This window comes from Pseudomonas sp. GW822-FHT06D10 (genome assembly GCF_058799535.1).
Genome location: NZ_JBXALN010000001.1, coordinates 930679 through 948642, shown reverse-complemented (window position 1 = coordinate 948642; position 17964 = coordinate 930679). Strand labels below are relative to the sequence as shown.

At 66.0% G+C, this 17964-nt stretch carries 15 protein-coding genes and 1 pseudogene; 10 read left to right on the top strand and 6 right to left on the bottom strand.

Annotation, left to right across the window (positions count from 1 at the left end; genetic code table 11):
- Positions 1-8 precede the first annotated feature (8 nt).
- A complete protein-coding gene (locus AC1RL5_RS04190; protein WP_015635615.1) occupies positions 9-842 on the bottom strand; it encodes an enoyl-CoA hydratase/isomerase family protein in 834 nt (277 codons plus the stop codon).
- Positions 843-1020: 178 nt separating this feature from the next.
- On the opposite strand from AC1RL5_RS04190, the pseudogene AC1RL5_RS04185 reads away from it, so the two are divergent.
- A pseudogene (locus tag AC1RL5_RS04185) lies at positions 1021-1704 on the top strand (linear amide C-N hydrolase).
- Between the two features lie 80 nt (positions 1705-1784).
- Here the strand turns inward: AC1RL5_RS04185 and praB are convergent.
- Positions 1785-2282 carry an alkane oxidation protein activator PraB gene (gene praB, locus AC1RL5_RS04180; protein WP_072450324.1) on the bottom strand — a complete coding sequence of 166 codons (498 nt, stop codon included), beginning with the start codon at positions 2280-2282 and terminating at the stop codon, positions 1785-1787.
- A gap of 330 nt (positions 2283-2612) precedes the next feature.
- On the opposite strand from praB, the gene AC1RL5_RS04175 reads away from it, so the two are divergent.
- The 5 genes from AC1RL5_RS04175 (at position 2613) to AC1RL5_RS04155 (ending at position 5934) form a co-directional block, all read left to right on the top strand.
- Positions 2613-3419, top strand: a complete 807-nt coding sequence (locus AC1RL5_RS04175; protein ID WP_492588910.1) for a helix-turn-helix domain-containing protein — start codon at positions 2613-2615, stop codon at positions 3417-3419.
- An 84-nt stretch (positions 3420-3503) separates the two neighbouring features.
- Positions 3504-4139, top strand: a complete 636-nt coding sequence (locus tag AC1RL5_RS04170; RefSeq protein WP_204840248.1) for a LysE family translocator — start codon at positions 3504-3506, stop codon at positions 4137-4139.
- A gap of 158 nt (positions 4140-4297) precedes the next feature.
- On the top strand, positions 4298-4714 hold the full coding sequence (locus AC1RL5_RS04165; RefSeq protein ID WP_072450322.1) for an NUDIX hydrolase: 417 nt from the start codon (positions 4298-4300) through the stop codon (positions 4712-4714).
- 135 nt (positions 4715-4849) lie between these two features.
- Positions 4850-5455 (top strand): SCO family protein, encoded by a 606-nt coding sequence (locus AC1RL5_RS04160; RefSeq protein ID WP_011061312.1) that lies wholly within the window; start codon positions 4850-4852, stop codon positions 5453-5455.
- Complete coding sequence (locus tag AC1RL5_RS04155; protein ID WP_072450321.1) at positions 5455-5934, top strand: copper chaperone PCu(A)C; 480 nt, start codon at positions 5455-5457, stop codon at positions 5932-5934. Before AC1RL5_RS04160 ends, AC1RL5_RS04155 begins: the two co-directional genes overlap by 1 nt.
- A gap of 41 nt (positions 5935-5975) precedes the next feature.
- Here AC1RL5_RS04155 and AC1RL5_RS04150 read toward each other — a convergent pair whose 3' ends face one another.
- Positions 5976-6599, bottom strand: coding sequence for a class I SAM-dependent methyltransferase (locus AC1RL5_RS04150; protein ID WP_093403232.1), 624 nt, complete (start codon positions 6597-6599; stop codon positions 5976-5978).
- Positions 6600-6670: 71 nt separating this feature from the next.
- Positions 6671-7588 (bottom strand): LysR family transcriptional regulator, encoded by a 918-nt coding sequence (locus tag AC1RL5_RS04145; RefSeq protein WP_011061315.1) that lies wholly within the window; start codon positions 7586-7588, stop codon positions 6671-6673.
- 162 nt (positions 7589-7750) lie between these two features.
- On the opposite strand from AC1RL5_RS04145, the gene AC1RL5_RS04140 reads away from it, so the two are divergent.
- A complete protein-coding gene (locus AC1RL5_RS04140; RefSeq protein WP_492588912.1) occupies positions 7751-9442 on the top strand; it encodes an AMP-binding protein in 1692 nt (563 codons plus the stop codon).
- Between the two features lie 31 nt (positions 9443-9473).
- Complete coding sequence (locus tag AC1RL5_RS04135) at positions 9474-12746, top strand: acetyl-CoA carboxylase family protein (protein ID WP_072450318.1); 3273 nt, start codon at positions 9474-9476, stop codon at positions 12744-12746.
- A 33-nt stretch (positions 12747-12779) separates the two neighbouring features.
- On the opposite strand, the gene AC1RL5_RS04130 is transcribed toward AC1RL5_RS04135, so the two are convergent.
- Together AC1RL5_RS04130 and AC1RL5_RS04125 are read right to left on the bottom strand one after the other, a co-directional pair.
- Positions 12780-14096 carry a DUF6687 family protein gene (locus AC1RL5_RS04130; RefSeq protein WP_492588914.1) on the bottom strand — a complete coding sequence of 439 codons (1317 nt, stop codon included), beginning with the start codon at positions 14094-14096 and terminating at the stop codon, positions 12780-12782.
- A 48-nt stretch (positions 14097-14144) separates the two neighbouring features.
- Positions 14145-15560, bottom strand: coding sequence for an MFS transporter (locus AC1RL5_RS04125; RefSeq protein WP_072450316.1), 1416 nt, complete (start codon positions 15558-15560; stop codon positions 14145-14147).
- A 108-nt stretch (positions 15561-15668) separates the two neighbouring features.
- Here AC1RL5_RS04125 and AC1RL5_RS04120 point away from each other — a divergent pair, with 108 nt between their 5' ends.
- Positions 15669-16445, top strand: coding sequence for a helix-turn-helix transcriptional regulator (locus AC1RL5_RS04120; RefSeq protein ID WP_053158546.1), 777 nt, complete (start codon positions 15669-15671; stop codon positions 16443-16445).
- Positions 16445-17917 carry an alpha/beta hydrolase gene (locus AC1RL5_RS04115; RefSeq protein WP_239690636.1) on the top strand — a complete coding sequence of 491 codons (1473 nt, stop codon included), beginning with the start codon at positions 16445-16447 and terminating at the stop codon, positions 17915-17917. Before AC1RL5_RS04120 ends, AC1RL5_RS04115 begins: the two co-directional genes overlap by 1 nt.
- Positions 17918-17964 lie beyond the last annotated feature (47 nt).

The window sequence follows — 17964 nt, the reverse complement described above, 5'->3', positions numbered from 1 at the left end:
CCTGGGGGTTAGTTCCTGACAATACCTGGCGTCCCGGGCGACTGCTGGCTGGCCCGATCCGGATGATCGCGCTCGATGAACCGCCGCAACCCTTCCTGGGTTTCCGGTTGATGGATCGAGCGGTTGAAGCACTGCGCTTCGATCTTCAAGCCCTCCGCCAATGGCAAGCCATAGCCGCGCACGGCCGCTTCCTTGTCCGAACGCATCGCCGGTTGCGGCAGGCCGGCCAGGACATGGGCCAGCTCCAGTGCCCGTTTCAGGGAGCGCCCACTGGGCACTATTTCGTTGACCAGGCCGATGCGGTACGCCTCCTGGGCGTCGATCACCTTGCCCGTGAGAATCAGTTCCATGGCCCGGCCCATGCCGATGATCCGTGGCAGGCGCTGGGTGCCGCCATCCGCCAGGCCGATGTTCCAGCGCCGGCAGGTAACGCCGAACGAGGCGTGTTCTTCAGCGATGCGGATGTCGGCAAAACAGGCCCACTCCAGGCCACCGGCATAGGCCACGCCGTTGACCGCGGCAATGATCGGCTTGTAGATCTCGGTCCAGCGGCTGGGGCCGATGATGCCCGGGCGTTCGCCACGGTCGTGGGCTGCCATTTCCTCGGCGCTGCTGGGCACCAGTTGCGCGGCCGCCTTGAGATCGCCGCCGGCGCAGAAGGCTCGGTCGCCGGTGCCGGTGATGATTGCCACCAGGGCGTTGTCATCCTCGCGAAAACGCGTCCAGGCCTCGATCAGCTCGCGGTGGGTGACCGGGCCGATGCAGTTGCGCTGCTCGGGACGATTGAAGCGGATGATCACCACGGGCCCGGACTGCTCATAGGCTATTTCGCTGAAAGTCATAAACGCTCCTGCTTATCTGTGTCCTGCGGTGAAACGGCTGCGCAATCCAGTATAGGCAGTGCTAAAAGTGAGGTTATGGCGATTTTCAGGTCACTCCGGGCTTTCTTGACAAGGAAAAAGACTGGTATGAATTCAGAGACCCGCGCCTTCTCGGCCGAATAAAACAGGAATCAGCACCATGAAGGTAATGAAGGTATTGCCACTGCCCAGGAAAGTCGTGCCTAGGGCCTTAGTCCTGGCCCTCAGCAGTATCATCCTGTCCCTGCCCCTCGCCTAGGCCTGCACCCGGCTGACCCACCTGGGGAGCAACCAGAGCGTGATCACCGCCCGTTCCATGGACTGGAAAACCGATGTGGCGACCCATCTGTGGCTCTTCCCGCAGGGCATGCAGCGCAATGGTGAGGTGGGAGCCAACTCCCCGACCTTTGATGAACAGCTGGCCCTCAATGCCTACTGGAAATCCATTGGCGGCACCGTCATGTTGCCGGGCACCAACCGCGCCGCGGATCGCTTCGCCCGGGCCTCCTTCTATGTCAACGCTATTCCCAAGGACGAGAGCCCACAGGTCTCCCTGGCCAGCGTATTCAGCGTGATCAGAAATGTCTCTGTGCCTTACGGCACCTCCACCCCGGGTGAACCGAATATTTCCTCCACTCGCTGGCGCACTGTAGTGGACCATCAACGCAAGCTGTACTTTTTCGAGTCGGCACTGACCCGCAATACCTTTTGGGTCGACCTGAAGAAGATCGACTTCGCAAGCACTACGGGCCAGGTGAAGAAGCTCGACTTGGGCAAGGGCCAGTCCACCACCTATTCCGGCGACTTCAAGGTCACCCCCGCCTTCAAGTTTCAAGGTGCCTGAGCGGTTTCTACGCTGCCGAGGCAATGTGCCCGGAGCGCCCGAGGCCACAAGGCCCGGGAGCTCGGGGTATCGCGAGGGAGCTACGGGACCAGGGTCAGTGGCGGCTGCAGGGTGATATCCAGCGTGGCCAGTGTGCAATTGCCAGTGAGGGTCTGGTTGAAGGCACTCAACTTTTGAAAGGGACCGTTCCAGGTCACGAATATGTCATTGGCCCCGCAATTGCTGGCAGGCACGAAATTGGAGACGACAAAGCTGACGCCCTCCAGCTTCAAGGAAAACACGTTTTCCGGTTTCAAGGTCCAGGGCAGGTTCTTTGCCTGCAAGGACTTGCAGATTCCGCTACCGCTGATGAACACACTGTGGATCTTGGCTTCATCCTGAGTGTTGATCGAACCGCTCAGGCTGATGCCACAGGTGACCTGTGCCTGAAACGACGACGGCAGTTTTATCGAGAGGGTGCCATTGTTGCCGTAGAACGGGCCCTGGGGTGAAAAGTGTGGTGCAGCGGCCACCAGGGTCGTGGAGCACAACCCTATGACAAGCGCACTTGCGATCATCAGGCTATTCAAGCTTTTCATTGTTGTTCCTCACGCATAGGGCGAAGTGTTTCGCCGGGGTAATGGCCATGATCGAGAGGTCATGAAAACGGCAGGACGTCCCTTTCCAGCCAAGCTTCAGGTCGGTTGCATTTCACGGGAGCGGCCAAGGCGCCAAGGAAAGTCCTCCGCCCTGGGCGAAATTCAAAAACAGCATTGAAATATTTTTTTGAATCAAATAGCTGGCAATCTCCGATCGGTCAAGGCTTCCCATCGGCCTTCAACCCTGTGGCAAGCCTGCCAGGGGGCCTGTTAGGCTAACCCGCCCACCGCGTCGCCGCGGTCTCTACAGCCCTTTCGCGGATCCGCACCATGTCCTCCACCGCCCAATTCTGGCGCGACCCGAACCTGCCCTACGTCGAAAGCCGCCGGGCCTGTGACAGCCGCGCCAACTACAAGGCCCACAGCCATCCGACGGTGTCCATCGGTGCCGTGGATCGGGGCGTCAGTGTGTTCAGCGGCGGCGCCCAGGGCCCGACCCGGATCCAGGCTGGCAGCGTGGTGTTTGTCCCGGCCGATTGCGCCCATGCCTGCAACCCCCTGCCCGACAGCGCCTGGAGCTACCAGATGCTGCACCTGGACCCGCGCTGGGTGGACGCTGTGCGCGAAGAAGCGCAGCAGCATGGGCCGGCGCTTTCCCAGGTCGTGCTGAGCCACGACAGTGGCCTCTACCAGGCTTTTTGCCGGCTCAACCAGTTGTTGTTTTCCAGCGCCGGCTGGCAGCACAAGGAGGCCGCGCTGATCGAGTTCATCGGCGCCTTGGCCACCCGGGAGCAACCGGTGATTGCCCTGGCGGCCGATCCGGCCCGGGCCAGCGCAGGCGTGCGCCGGGTCGTGGATTTCCTCCAGCGTGATCCGCAGCTGGCCGGGCCTCTGGAGCACTTGGCGGAACTGGCGGGAATCAGCCGCTACCAGTTGATCCGCGCCTTTCGCGCGGCCACCGGGATGACGCCCCATGCCTACCATTTGAACCAGCGGATCATCCAGGCCCGCGCTTCGCTGCAGGCCGGGGAAGCGTCGGCAGCCCTGGCCCAGCGCCTGGGCTTTGCCGATCAGGCGCATTTTCAGCGAGTGTTCAAGGCTCATGTCGGCGTAACCCCGGGCCTGTACAAGGCCTGAGGCCGCGCAATTTTCTTCAATACCCCGGCTCTCTCGGCGCCGCAGACTTCCAGGCTTTCACGTCACTGGAAGGCTCTACCCATGATTCAACAGTTCCTGCTGGTCGCCGCCGCGCACTTTCTCGCGCTGCTCTCCCCCGGCCCGGATTTCTTCCTGGTGGCACGCATGTCCATGGCCGCGGGGTGGCGATCGGCCACCGGCGCCTGCCTGGGCATCGCCCTGGCCAATGGTGCCTTTATCGTCCTGGCGTTTGCCGGGGTCTCGGTGTTTCGGGCAGGCAGCCCGCTGTTCCTGGCGATCCAGTTGGCCGGGTGCGGCTACCTGCTTTATATGGGTTGGCTGTTTATCCGCCATGCCGGCGCCAGTTCCCTGGCCGCGGTAGACGGCAACGGCGAAGCCCGGCCGCTGGGCCGGGCCACCTGGTGGCGTGGCCTGGGCATGGGCTTTCTCTCTGGCATCCTCAACCCCAAGAACGCTCTGTTCTATGTCAGCCTGGCGTCCCTGGTGGGGGCCCAGACCAGTGCCGGCTGGAAGCTGGTCTATGGCTTGTGGATGTTCAGCGCCGTGCTGTTGTGGGACGTGCTGGTGGCCCTGGCCATTGGCAACCGCCGGGTGCGCGAGCGCTTTGCCCGGGCCCTGCCCTGGCTGGAACGGGGCACCGGGGTGGTGCTGATCCTGCTGGCGCTGCTGGTGATCGGCGCCACTGTGTGGCGTCACTGATCCACGCCCCGGGCAGTGACTTCCAACTGTCATTACAAATAAACAACAAAGCAATAATCTGCCGAAAGCGCCGCTGCCGATATTGTCGCAACGGTGAACGGGCCTGCCGGGCATTGCCCGGTATCTGCCCCGCCGAAACAGTGCAAGGAGGACCTGCCATGCAACAACAGCCACGCCTGGGGTGCGGTGTCGCGATTGTCCGGGACGGCCAGCTGCTGCTGGTCAAGCGCCTGCGCGACCCGGAAGCCGGTTGCTGGGGCCTGCCCGGAGGCAAGGTCGACTGGCTGGAACCGGTGGAACAGGCCATGCGCCGGGAAATCCACGAAGAACTGGGGCTGACCCTGCAAGGCGTGGGCCTGTTGTGCGTGGTCGACCAGATCGACCCGCTGCGCCAGGAGCACTGGGTATCACCGGTGTACCTGGCCTCGGCCCCGGCCATGCCGGCGCGCAATTGCGAGCCGCACAAGCACAGCGATGTGGCCTGGTTCGAGCTCGACCGCCTGCCCCAACCCCTGACCCAGGCCACCCGCAGCGCCGTGCGCGCCCTGGTGCAGATGGCCGCCCTGGAAAGCTGAGCCGCCACGCCCCGGCCCTTCCCGACCTGCGACCGATGGCCGCAGGCATTGGTCTAATTAGCCCGCCGCCGCTTTCGTCTGTTTGTTACCATGCGCGGGTTTTTGCCTGTCTGGCTGTTCAAAGGGCGTTATTTCATGAGTGTTCTGCTGACTCGCCGCACCCTGCTCACCAGCGCCGGAGTGCTTGGCCTGGGCCTGCTCGCCGGTTGCGACAACAGTCCCCGACTGTCCTTCAAATACGGCAAGGACCTGAGCAATCAGATTCTTGGCCGCACCTTCAAACTCACCGATTCCCAGGGCGAAACCAAGTCGCTGTCCAGCTACCGCGGCCTGATGCCGATGATTTTCTTCGGCTTCACCCAGTGCCCGGCCGTGTGCCCCACCACCCTGGCCCGCGCGGCCCAGGCCAAGAAGCTGATGGGCCGTGATGGCGACCGCCTGCAAGTGGTGTTCATCACCCTGGACCCGGAGCGCGACACCCCCGAAGTGCTGGACGCCTACGTCAAGTCCTTCGACCCCAGCTTCGAGGCGCTGTACGGCACCCTGGAGCAGACCGCTGCCACCGCCAAGGAATTCGGCGTGTTCTACGAAAAGATCCCCAGCGGCTCGACCTACACCCTGTCCCACACCGCCACCAGTTTCGTCTTCGACTCCCGGGGCACCTTGCGCCTGGGGCTTTCCCAGTCCCTTACCGCCCAAGAGTGCGCGGAAGACCTGCTCACCGTCATGGAGGTTTGTTAATGCATTCCCTACAGCGCCCATCCCGTCTCAAAGCTGCCCTGCTGCTGGTTTCCCTGCTGGGCCTGGGCGGCACCGCCAGCGCCGCGACCCAAGTGGACAACGCCTGGGTCCGCGCCACCGTAGCCGGCCAGCACGCCAGCGGCGCCTTCATGGACCTCACCGCCAGCAGCGACAGCAAGCTGGTTGAGGTGCAATCGCCAGTGGCCAAGAACGTGCAGATCCACCAGTCGAGCATGCACAACGACGTGATGAGCATGCAGCAAGTGGACGCCGTGGCCCTGCCGGCCGGACAGAAAGTCAGCCTGGACACCCACGGCTACCACGTGATGCTCATGGAGCTCACCGGCCAGATCAAGGCCGGCGACATAGTGCCCCTGACCCTGACCGTGGAAAACGCCAAGGGCGAGAAGGAAACCATCAAGGTCCAAGCCCAAGCCCGAGCGCTGAATGCGCCGGACCACAGCATGATGAAGCACTGACAGCAGCGTGAAGAAAAACCGGCCCTTGGGCCGGTTTTTTTTCATCCCCAGTCAATCGCCCGCGCCAGCCAAACGGTGAACCCGCAGCAGTCCGGGTCTTCGCTGATGTGCTGCACCACCTCGAAACCATGGGTGTCGAGCAAGGTGCAGTATTCCCCCGGGGAGAGGCTGGCGTGGTACAGGGCTTCGCCCTCGAATTCGCCGATGGCCTCCCCTGCCTCGGGGCCGCTGGTGAACATCAGGGCGCAGCCCGGGCCGGCGTGGCGTTCGAAAACGGCGAACATGGCGCGCTGATCGTCCGGGCTCAGGTGGAACAGGCTGTTCCAGGCAAGGATGCCGGCAAAATCCTGGTCCAGGGCGAGGCTGCGCATGTCAGCGTGGATCCATTGCTGCCCGGCAAAGCGCTGGCGGCAATGGTCCAGCAAGGTGGCAGAGCTGTCGACGCCGGTGACTGCACATTGGTGTTCGACCAGGTTGCGCGCAATCGGCTCGCCACCTCCGCAACCCAGGTCCAGCACCTGGCCGCCCTGCCCCATGACCCGGCGAAAGCGCTCCAGCCATGCCTGCTCTCCCTCGAAGGCCTCGGGGTTGGCCCTGCGACGCTGGTCCCAGGCCCGAGCATGACGCTGGTACAGATCGACGATATGACGGGCGGACTCGTGCATCCACAGGTTTCCTTGTGCGTATGTGGCCGCAAATTACAGCACAACGGCGCTTGGGCCGGGCGTCAAACCGTTCAACTGCGCCCTGCCAGCTCCAGCAACTGCCCGCGCAGCCAGCGGTTGGCCGACTCGTTCTGCACTTGCTTGCTCCAGTACAGGTTGAGGCAGACCTCGGGCAGGGTCAGGGGCATGTCGAGAATCCGGTTGCCCAGCCCGGCGTTGATCAACTGCGCATTGTTGCGGGTCAGGGTCAGCAGGCCATCGCCCTGGGCCACCAATTGCGCGGCGGTGAGAAAGTGCTGGCAGTGCTGGCGGATGCGCCGTACCACCCCCAGGTGCCCCAGGGCCAGGTCTTCGACGCAGATGCCCCGGCGCCTGGAGGTCACCGCCACATGCTCGGCCGCCAGGTAGCGTTCCACCGTCAGTTCGCCGCTGAAGCCGGGGCCGGCCATCACGCAGAAGGAATCCTGCAGCAGCAGTTGCTGTTGCAGTTGCGGGTCGGTGAGCCGCGACAGTTCGATGGCCAGGTCAATGCGCCCGGCAATCATCTCCAGCTTCAGGTCGGCCCAGTGCACGCTGGTGCTGCGCACTTCCAGGTGCGGGGCAACACGGTTCAGGTGCGCCAGGATCAAGGGCAGGATCACCGGCTCCAGTTGCTCCGGCATGTTCAGGGTGAAACGCCGGCGGTCCCGCAACGGGTCGAAGGCCTGGGCCGGGTTGAGGCTGCGGCGCAGACCGCTGAGGGCGTCCTGGATCCCCGGGGCCAGTTGCTTGGCCAGCGGCGTGGGGGCCACGCCATAGCCTTCGCGGACGAACAGCGGGTCGTCCAGCTGGGCGCGCAGGCGCGCCAGGGCGTGGCTGATGGCCGACTGGCTGAGGTGCAGCACCGAGGCGGCGCGGGTCAGGTTGCGCTCCTGGTACACCACCTCGAAGACCCGGAACAGGTTCAGGTCCAGGCGGCTCAGCCCTGACCATTCATGCGGTGAGTTCATGGTTGTGCCCTCGCAGTCTCGACCCGCAGCAGGCTAGCAGCGGGCCGGCGCCGGCAGAACCATGTAGCGCATTCATGAATCTCGATGAATAACCGTCGGTTCTGTGGTGCCCCGGGCGCTGCCTAAGATGGTCGTGCCGATAACAACAATTCAGGAGGCACCATGGACCTTGCGGCCTATCAGCAGCACCTTCACGCCCTGCAGCAGGCCGCCTGGCCCGAAGGCGCGCCGCGTACCCCGCAGTACCCCCTGGGCCAGCAGTCCCTTACCGAATACCTGCGGGCCTGGGCGCAGTCGCAAGCCAGTGCCGTGGCCCTGGACTTCTATGGCTATCAGTTGAGCTTTGCCGAGCTGGACCGGCTGTCCGACCGGTGCGCCGCCTTGCTCGGCGAGCTGGGAATCGGCCCCGGGGACCGGGTGGCGGTGTACCTGCCCAACTGCCCGCAATTGCATATCGGCTTCTGGGGCATTCTCAAGTGCGGCGCCGTGTACGCGCCGGTCAGCCCCCTGGCGCGCACCCTGGAGCTGGAGTATCAGCTCAAGGACAGCGGCGCCCGGGTGATCCTGTGCTTCGACCAACTGCTGGATGTGGTGCAGGCGGTCAGCGACGCCTGCGAGTTGAGCGCGATCCTGGCCACCAGCCTCAGCGAGTTGTGCCCGGCCACCCCGAGCATTCCCCTGCCGGACCTGCTGCGGGCGCCCAAGCGCCTGGCCCCGGGGGTGATCGACTTTTTCCCCGCCCTGGAGGCCTGTCGCGCCGCCACCCCGGCCCACCGTCCTGCCCTGGGCGATATGGCCGCACTGAACTACACCGGTGGCACCACCGGCATGCCCAAGGGCTGCATTCATAGCCACGGCGACATGCTCTACACCTGCGCCAGCTTCGTGCCGGTGGCCTTGGGCCTGAGGCAGGACAGCGTGCTGCTCAATTTCCTTCCCGAGTTCTGGATCGCCGGGGAAAACGCCGGCCTGCTGTTTCCCATCTACGCCGGCTGCCGCCTGGTGCTGCTGGCGCGCTGGGACGCCCTGGGTTTCATGGCGGCGGTGGCGCACTACCGGGTCAGCCATTGCGGGCTGCTGGTGGACAGCGCCGCCGAAGTGCTGGAGCACCCAAGCGTCGCCGACTACGACCTGAGCTCCCTGAAGGCCACCGGCTGCATCTCCTTCGTCAAGAAGCTCACCCCGGACTATCGCCAGCGCTGGCGCGCGCAAACCGGCTGCACCCTGTTCGAGTTCAGCTTCGGCATGACCGAAACCCACACCTGCGACACCTTTACCGCCGGCCTGCAGACCGACGACTTCGACCTCAAAAGCGCGCCAACCTTCGTCGGCCTGCCGGTGCCGGGCACCGAGTTCAAGGTCTGCGACTTCGACAGCGGCGCCCTGCTGCCCCTGGGCTCCGAGGGCGAGTTGTGCGTGCGCAGCCCTTCCCTGCTGCAGGGTTACTGGCAGCGCCCGGAGGCGTCCGCGGCGGCCCTGCGCGACGGCTGGCTGCACACCGGTGACCTGGGGCAGATCACCGGACAAGGGTTTATCCGCTACCTGGGCCGGCGCAAGGAAATGCTCAAGGTCAATGGCATGAGCGTGTTTCCCAGCGAGCTGGAGGCGCTGTTCGGCCAGCACCCGCAGGTGCTGGCCAGCGCAGTGATCGGCCGCGCCGATGAACGTCGGGGCCAGCAGCCGGTGGCCTTCGTTGTGCTCAAGCCCGATGCGCCCCAGGACCCGCATGCCCTGGCAGCCTGGTGCCTGGAGGTGATGGCCGCCTACAAGGTGCCGCAGATCCGCCTGGTGGCCAGCCTGCCCATGACCGCCACCGGCAAGGTCAAGAAGAACGAGCTGGAACAACAGCTCTGAGCCCTTCCTTTTCAGCATTGCGAGAATTGCCATGTTCCAGAGTCTGTTGATCGCCAATCGCGGCGAGATCGCCATCCGTATCGCCCGGGCCTGCGCCGACCTGGGCGTTCGCAGCGTCGCGGTATTTGCCGAGGACGACGCCGCCAGCCTGCACACGCGCAAGGCCGATCTGGCCCTGCCCCTCAAGGGCCGCGGGGTGGCGGCCTACCTCGACCGCCAGCAACTGATCGCCCTGGCCCTGCAACAGGGCTGCCAGGCGATTCACCCGGGCTACGGCTTTCTCGCGGAAAACCCCGACTTTGCCCGGGGCTGCCTGGAAGCCGGGCTGACCCTGATCGGCCCCGGCCCCGAGGTGCTGCAACTGTTTGGCGACAAGGCCGCGGCCCGTGCCCTGGCCGAAGATTGTGGGGTGCCCTTGCTGGAGGGCATCAACCGAGCAGTCAGCCTGGAACAGGCCGCAGCCTTTCTCGAACGCCATGGCGCGGTGATGCTCAAGGCCCTGGCCGGTGGCGGTGGCCGGGGCATGCGCGCGGTCACCGAGGCCGGGCAACTGCAGCAGGCTTTCATCCGTTGCCAGTCCGAAGCCCAGGCGGCCTTCGGCAATGGCGCGCTGTATGTCGAACAACTGCTGCAGCGGGCGCGGCACATCGAGATCCAGGTGCTGGGAGACGGCAGCGGCGCGGTCAGCCACTTGTGGGAGCGCGATTGCAGCCTGCAGCGCCGGCACCAGAAGCTGGTGGAAGTCGCCCCCAGCCCGGACCTTGCCCCGCAGTTGCGCCAGCAGTTGATCGACGCCGCCCTGGCCCTGGCCGCGCGAGTGCGTTACCAGGGCATTGGCACCTTCGAATTCCTTCTCGACCAGGAACACCCGGGGCGCTTCTATTTCATGGAGGCCAACCCAAGGATCCAGGTGGAGCACACGGTGACCGAGGCCATCACCGGCGTCGACCTGCTGCACACCCAACTGCGCCTTGGCGCGGGCGCCTCCCTGGCCAGCCTGGGCCTGAGCCGGCCACCAGAGCCCCAAGGCTTTGCCGTGCAGGCGCGGATCAACCTGGAACAGCCCCTGGCCGATGGCGGCATGGGGCCGGTGGCCGGCACCCTCAGTGCCTATGAAGCCCCCAGCGGGCCCGGGCTGCGGGTCGACGGCTACGGCTATGCCGGTTACCCGGTGAACCCCGGCTATGACTCGCTGCTGGCCAAGCTGATCGCCCAGGGTACGGATTTTCCCGCGGCCCTGGGCCGGGCCTATCGTGGGCTTTGCGAGTTTCGCCTGGAGGGCGTGCCGAGCAACCTGGGGCTGTTGTTGAACCTGTTGCGCCAGCCGGCGGTGCTGGACTATCAGGTGGACACCAGGTTCGTCGAAGCCCATTGGGCCCAGTTGCTGCAAGATTGCGCCGGGCAACACCGGCCGATGTTCTTTGCCAGGCAGGCCGCCACTGCGCAGAGCACTCGCAGCGATGTCCAGGCGCCCCCGGGCACGGCGGCGCTGAACGCCCCGAGCACCGGGGTGCTGGTGAGCCTGGAAGTGGCCGTGGGTGATGAGTTGCGGATTGGCCAGCGGGTTGCGGTGCTGGAAGCGATGAAGATGGAGTTCGAGGTCAAGGCGCAGAGCAGCGGTATCGTCCGGGCCTTGGCCGTCCAGGTTGGCGAGGCACTGGGCGAAGGCCAGCCCCTGCTCTTTCTGGAGCCGGCGGAGTTTGCCGACCAGGGCCAGCACAGCGAAGAGCAACTGGACCTGGCACTGATTCGCGCCGACCTGGCCGAAGTCCGCGAACGCCATGCCTTGCTGGAGGATGCCCAGCGTCCGGAGGCGCTGGCCAAGCGTCGCCGCAACGGCCAGCGCACCGCCCGGGAGAACCTCGAACACCTGCTGGACCCGGGCAGTTTCATGGAGTACGGCGCCATGGCCCTGGCCGCCCAAAGGCGTCGGCGCAGCGTCGAGGAGTTGCAGGCCCTGAGCCCGGCGGATGGGTTGGTGGGAGGCATAGGTACGGTGAATGCCGGGCTGTTCGACGGCCAGGACGCCCGTTGCCTGGCCCTGGCCTACGACTACACGGTGTTCGCCGGCACCCAGGGGGTGATGAACCACAAGAAGACCGACCGCCTGCTGAGCCTGGCCCAGGAGTGGCGGCTGCCGGTGGTGCTGTTTGCCGAAGGCGGCGGTGGCCGGCCCGGCGACAGCGACTTTCTCGGGGTCGCCGGCCTGGATTGCCATACCTTCGCCGCCATGGCCCGGCTGTCCGGCTGGGTGCCCACGGTGGGCATCGCCTCGGGGCGCTGCTTTGCCGGCAATGCCGCCCTGCTCGGCTGCTGCAACCTGATCATCGCCACCCGGAACGCCAGCATCGGCATGGCCGGCCCGGCGATGATCGAAGGCGGCGGCCTGGGCAGCTTCACCCCGGAACAGGTGGGCCCGGTGTCGGTACAAGGCCCCAACGGAGTGATCGACGTGCTGGTGGCCGACGAAGCCGAGGCCGTGCAGGTGGCCAAGCAGTACCTGAGCTATTTCCAGGGGCCGCTCAAGGACTGGCATTGCGCCGACCAGCGTGAGCTGCGGCATTTGATTCCGGAAAACCGCCTGCGGGTCTACGACATCCGCCGGGTCATCGAGACCCTGGCCGACCGCGACAGCGTGCTGGAGTTGCGCCGGCAATTCGCCCCGGGGCTGATTACCGCGCTGATCCGCGTCGAAGGCCGGGCCTTCGGCCTGCTGGCCAACAACCCGGCGGTGCTGGGCGGCGCCATCGACGCCGCGGCCGGGGACAAGGCCGCACGTTTCATGCGCCTGTGCGAAGCCTTCGGCCTGCCGCTGGTGTCCCTGTGCGACACCCCGGGGTTCATGGTGGGGCCGGAGTCGGAGCAGCAGGCCACGGTGCGCCATGTGTCACGGATGTTTGTCAGTGCCGCCAGCCTCACGGTGCCGTTCTTCACCCTGGTGCTGCGCAAGGGCTACGGCCTGGGCGCGCAGGCCATGGCGGCGGGCAGTTTTCACAGCCCGTTGTTCACCGTCGCCTGGCCCAGCGCCGAGTTCGGCGCCATGGGCCTGGAAGGTGCGGTGCGCCTGGGCTTCTCCAAGGAACTGGCGGCCCAGCCCGACGCGCAGTCGCAACAGGCGCTGTTCGACAAGCTGGTGGCCAAGGCCTACGCCCGGGGCAAGGCGCTGAACATGGCCAGCTACCTGGAGATCGACGCGGTGATCGACCCCCTGGAAAGCCGAGCGTGGCTGCTGCGTGGCCTGCGGGCCGCACCGCGCCCGGTGCCCTGGACCGAGCGCGCCCAGGGTTTTGTCGATACCTGGTAGCCCTGCGCCTCCCTCGTAGGAGCGGGCCGCTGCTCAGGCGTTGGCATCCCAGGCGACAGGGGCTTGTTCGAGGAACTGGCGCAGTTCGGCCAGCAGGGTGCTGCTGGCGTGGCTGCTGGGCCGGCTGGCGACAAACCTCAGGGCCGGCATGATTTCCTGCACGCCGTCGTAGCGCCATTGCCCCGGGGTGCGTTCGGCTTCCTGCAGGGCCCGGGCGAAGATCGCCAGGTCGCGCCGGGGCCGGGCAATGCCGCTGATGCGCTCGACCCAGCTCTCGTAGCGCTGGCGAATCTCCACCCGCCCCTGACGGACCATGGCCAGCACCCCGCAACGGCTGCGGTTGTGCACCGCCACCGGCGACAGGCCGCAATACTCGCCCAAACCGTCCCAGCCCTGCTCGGGCAGGACAAACACCGCCAGATCAATGCCCGGGTACTCCTCGATCACCGTGCCCGGATCGGCCAGCAGCGCCTCGCTGCGTTGCAGCGCGAGCATGGCCGGAGCGTACAGGGGCGCATAGCGCCGGGTGTTGTCGAGTACATCGGCCATCTGCGGCAGCAGCGCGGCGAAGCGTGTCAGCAATTGCCGGTCGTTGCTGGCCTGTGGGGCGACGCGCACCCGGGCCGCCAGGGCATGCAGGGCAAAGGCGCAGTGCAGGGCCTGGGCCGAAGTGCCCCGGGAGAAATCACCGAGGCGGGCAATGTCGATCAGCAACTGGCGGTGCCCCAGGGCATGCTCCGGCGCCAGGAACGCATACACCGAAGCCAGCCCGTCGAGGTCGAAATGATCGCTGGTGATCACCTGCGCCTGGTCCACCGTCAACCCCTGCTGGAGAAAGCCCAGGGCACTGGTGGTGGAGAGATTGGCCTTGTGCTCGACAGGCGTCTTGTTCGCCGGCCAATGGGACAGGGTCAGCAGGGTCGCCGGGGTATCGATGGAATCCAGGGAAATGTTCTCGCGGTGTGTGCTCTGGCCCAGGGGCAGGAAGCCATAGCGGCTTTGCCGGCCCAGGCGCAGGGCTGGCAAATCCAGCTCCAGGGGCGGGACCGGCGTTGCCACCGGCCATGGGGGCGCCGCCGGCGCAGGCGCGGTTGCACGGGTCAATTCGCCCTGCCCGCCCAGGCGATAGCCGAGCTGGCAGATATTCTCCCGGCGCAGGTCCCAGGGGTTGCCGTTGCGCACCGCGCAGCCGGGCCCGCCGACAACGCTGAGCAAGTCAGTGAAGCGGTTGTCGGCAATGCCGATCACCCTTCCCCCCAACTGCCTGAGCTGCAGGTGGTGCAAGTGCGGGGCCAGCCCCGGATCGAGGATCAAGGCCGGTTGCGGCGCATCAGTGGCAAGGCTGTTCATCGTGGTTTCCTTACAGGTCAATGACGCCAGGCGCACGCCCGACAGGGTTCAGGCTTGGGCCAGGTGCGGTGAACCGTTGCGCCGCACCTGGCGCACCGAGACAAACAGCAGCGCCGACAGCCCGGCGTACAGGCCGAACAGCCAGGCCGCAGCCTGGGCCGCGCCAGCAGTCCCGCCCGTGGAGGTCAGGCCTGCCAGGTTGACGATCATTCCCGCCAGCGCCGCCCCCAGGGCAGTGGCCACCAGTTGCACCGTGGTAATCGAGGCGCCGGCCAGTTCCTTCTGATCCTGCGGGGCCTGTTCCAGAACCCGGGACAGCAGGTGCGGCCACGCCAGGCCGATACCGACGCCCACCAGCAACATGGCCAGGCACACCGCCCCCAGGCTCAGGGCCGGGGTGGCGGTGGCAGGCATGAACAGGCAGGCCAGGAGCAGCCCGGCCACCACCAGGAACGGTCCGATGGCAATCGCCCGGGCCGCGCCCCGCGGGCCAAGGCCTGAGCTGAAGATCGCCCCCAGGGTCCAGCCGGCGGCCATCAGTGCGGCGATATAACCTGCCAGCAACGGCGTCTGCTGATGCAGCACTTGCAGGAACAGCGGTACGAAGACCTCGCTGGTCATGCCCACCACCAACAGGGCCATGGAAATGTACAGCGCCAGCAAGGCACTCCCGGCCTTCAGGCTATTGCGCGGCAACAAGCGCGCGCCGTCGCGGTTCTCCAGAGCGAATACCGGCGCCAGCAAAACCAGCCCGGCTCCCAGCCCCAGGGCGTTGTACAGCGGCGATGGGGTGATGCTGCCGATGGAAATGGCCAGTACCACGGCGGTCAGCAACAGCAGTTGCAGGGCGGGAATCGGGCTACGGGGCGCGCTTTCCCGACTCTTGCCCGGCAACAGTGCAACGGCCAGCAGCATGAATAGCAAGGTGCAGGGCAGCAGCACCCAGAACGCCGCGCGCCAGGCCCCATGTTCGGCGAAAACTCCGCCGACCGCCGGGCCGATCAGGGTTGCTGCGCCCCACATGGCGGAAATCAACGCCATCGCCCGGGGCCACAGCGGCTCGTCGAACACCAGGCGGATCATGGCGTAGGGCAAGGCGAACAGCAGGCCGCCCCCCAGCCCCTGGACGCTGCGCCCGAGGATCAGCCAGCCCATGTCCGCCGCCAGGGCGCACAGGCTGCAACCGAGCATGAACACCAGGCCCGCCAGGCCGTACGCGGCTTTGGGGCCCAGGAGCGCCAGGGCCCGGGTGGAGAGCACCGAGCCGATGATCGAGGCCACCACGAACAAGGTGGTGTTCCAGGCGTAGTAGTCCAGGCCGCCAATGTCCTTGACCACCGAAGGCAACAGGGTGGTTACCAGATAGACGTTGATTGCATGCAGGGCCACGCCACCAGCCAGGGCCGCAGAACGCAGCCCGTTCTTGCCCAGTAACAGTGCCGACCATCCGCTTGTCGATGCCATGCCGTTCTCCATGTGAGTTGTTCGCTGTTGGGTGAATGTAATACACAAGTAAATACTTTGATAATTGTTTTTTCCAGCCGTCCCGGCAATTCCCCCCAGCAGCAGGCAATGGATAGACAACCTGCGAGCCCCTGCGCCCGAGCCTGTTATGCTTGCGTGGTTGCCGGCGTCATGGACGCTCCTGATACCCCACCTGTGCATTGGTTAATGGCTCAGATGTCTTCGATTTCCCCCTCCACCGAGAAGAAAAGCCCCGGGGCTACCGCCGAGCGGATCCTGTTTCTGCTGAAAACCCGTGGCCCGTTGAAAACCGCCGATCTGGCGCCGCTGCTCAAGGTGTCCCAGGAAGCCGCGCGCCAGCAATTGCAGAAGCTGGTGGACAGCGAACTGATCGTCGGCCAATTGATGCCGGCCCAGGGCGCCGGGCGGCCCTCACAGAAATGGGTGCTCACCGAGCTGGCCCAGGCGCGCTTTCCCGATACCCACGCCAACCTGACCCTGCAGTTGATCGATTCGATCCGCGCGGTGTATGGCGCCGACGGCGTGGAGCGCATCGTCAGCGATATGGAGCGGGCCAACAGCGCCGAGTACCTCAGCGTCTGCGCGCCGTTGCCGACCCTGGAGCAGCGAGTCCGGGCCCTGGCGCAGATCCGTGAAGTGGCCGGCTACATGGCCAGTGTCGAGGCCGACGGCGATGCCTGGCTGCTGATCGAGAGCCATTGCCCGATCTGCGTCGCAGCCCAGCAGTGCCAGGGCTTCTGCCGTTCCGAGTTGCAAGTGTTCCAGGCCGCCATCGGCGAGTTGGGCCAGGTGCAGCGCGTGGAACACCTGATTACCGGCGATCGACGCTGCGTCTATCGCATCCGTGCCACCCCAGTGAGTTGATGCCCGTGCCCCTGCCAGTCCTGTCCCGCCTGCTCAAACAGGGCGCGCTGATCCTCGGCGTCGCCACCCTGACCCTGCTGGCCTGGCGGGCTTACGACAGCGAGCGCGGCCCGGCGCTGCAGCCCTGGCACCTGAAGGTGCCCCATGAACTGAGCGTGGAGCAGTTGGACCACGCCGACTGGGGCGCCTGGCTGCAGGCCGAGGACCGGGTATTCACCGAGGTCCGGCAGCAGGTCAGCGAGCGGCTGGACCCCGGGCAGGTACCGCCCTTCAACCGCTACCGCCAGGACAGCCGGGCCTACCCGCCACGCTTTGCCACGAACTGGAACCGTTCCTACCTGTTGCGCCCAGCGGGTACGCCCCGGGGCGTGGTGGTGCTGCTGCACGGCCTGACCGACTCGCCCTACAGCCTGCGGCATGTCGCCCAGCGCTACGTCGAGCACGGTTACCTGGCCATCGGCTTGCGCCTGCCCGGCCATGGCACGGTGCCGGCGGGGCTGACCGATGCCCAGTGGCAGGACTGGCTGGCCGCCACCCGCCTGGCCCTGCGTACCGCCCGGGCCGAAGTGCCGGTGCCGGCTCCGCTGCACCTGGTGGGCTACTCCAACGGCGCCGCACTGGCGGTCAAGTACACCCTGGATGCCTTGAGCGACCCGCAGTTGCCCCAGGCCCAGCGCCTGGTACTGATTTCCCCGATGATCGGCGTCGCCTCGTCCGCCCGTTTTGCCGGGCTGGCCGCCTTGCCTGCGGTGTTCCCGGCCTTCAGCAAGGCGGCGTGGCTCAACCTGCGGCCTGAATACAACCCGTTCAAGTACAACTCGTTTCCAGCCAATGCCGCGCGCCAGTCCTGGCTGCTGACCGACACCCTGCAAAAGCAGCTGCTGGCCCTGGTGGGCGATCCACGGCTGGCCCGGTTGCCACCTATCCTCAGCTTCCAGTCGTTGACCGACGCCACCGTCAGCACCCCGGCCCTGGTCAGTGGGCTGTACCGGCAACTGCCGGCCAACGGCAGTGAACTGGTGATCTTCGACCTCAACCGCGAGCGTGATTTCGAAGGGCTGCTGGACCCGGCCAGCGTCACCTCCCTGGCCAGCCTGCTACCGCCCGCGCCACGCAACTACACCACCCGCATCCTCAGCAACGAAGGCACGGGCAGCGCGACACTGGAAGAAGTGAGCACCCCCGCCCTGAGCCCGGACAGCAGCCGGCGGCCCCTTGGCCTGGCCTACCCGCCGGGGGTGTTTTCCCTGTCCCATGTGGCATTGCCCTTCCCCGTCGATGACGGCCTGTACGGCACCCAGCCCAGCCCCGATGAGGATTTTGGCGTGCACCTGGGCACCATTGCTGCCCGTGGCGAACGGGGTGTGCTGGTGGTGCCCATGGATGAGCTGATGCGCCTGAGCGCGAACCCGTTCTACCCCTACCTGATCCAGCGCATCGAGGCGCAGATAGATAAAGCAACAGTTCATTGATTGATCCCGTGAATGCCCGAGTGGTAGTTTCGCCGCCCCTACCCTCC

Bases quoted from the DNA above. Each gene is read 5' to 3' on its own strand.
- AC1RL5_RS04145 (WP_011061315.1), bottom strand. From the start codon at position 7,588: ATGAACTCACCGCATGAATGGTCAGGGCTGAGCCGCCTGGACCTGAAC.
- AC1RL5_RS04160 (WP_011061312.1), top strand. From the start codon at position 4,850: ATGAGTGTTCTGCTGACTCGCCGCACCCTGCTCACCAGCGCCGGAGTG.
- praB (WP_072450324.1), bottom strand. From the start codon at position 2,282: ATGAAAAGCTTGAATAGCCTGATGATCGCAAGTGCGCTTGTCATAGGG.
- AC1RL5_RS04140 (WP_492588912.1), top strand. From the start codon at position 7,751: ATGGACCTTGCGGCCTATCAGCAGCACCTTCACGCCCTGCAGCAGGCC.
- AC1RL5_RS04125 (WP_072450316.1), bottom strand. From the start codon at position 15,560: ATGGCATCGACAAGCGGATGGTCGGCACTGTTACTGGGCAAGAACGGG.
- AC1RL5_RS04190 (WP_015635615.1), bottom strand. From the start codon at position 842: ATGACTTTCAGCGAAATAGCCTATGAGCAGTCCGGGCCCGTGGTGATC.
- AC1RL5_RS04115 (WP_239690636.1), top strand. From the start codon at position 16,445: ATGCCCGTGCCCCTGCCAGTCCTGTCCCGCCTGCTCAAACAGGGCGCG.
- AC1RL5_RS04120 (WP_053158546.1), top strand. From the start codon at position 15,669: ATGGATAGACAACCTGCGAGCCCCTGCGCCCGAGCCTGTTATGCTTGC.
- AC1RL5_RS04155 (WP_072450321.1), top strand. From the start codon at position 5,455: ATGCATTCCCTACAGCGCCCATCCCGTCTCAAAGCTGCCCTGCTGCTG.
- AC1RL5_RS04165 (WP_072450322.1), top strand. From the start codon at position 4,298: ATGCAACAACAGCCACGCCTGGGGTGCGGTGTCGCGATTGTCCGGGAC.
- AC1RL5_RS04130 (WP_492588914.1), bottom strand. From the start codon at position 14,096: ATGAACAGCCTTGCCACTGATGCGCCGCAACCGGCCTTGATCCTCGAT.
- AC1RL5_RS04150 (WP_093403232.1), bottom strand. From the start codon at position 6,599: ATGCACGAGTCCGCCCGTCATATCGTCGATCTGTACCAGCGTCATGCT.
- AC1RL5_RS04135 (WP_072450318.1), top strand. From the start codon at position 9,474: ATGTTCCAGAGTCTGTTGATCGCCAATCGCGGCGAGATCGCCATCCGT.
- AC1RL5_RS04175 (WP_492588910.1), top strand. From the start codon at position 2,613: ATGTCCTCCACCGCCCAATTCTGGCGCGACCCGAACCTGCCCTACGTC.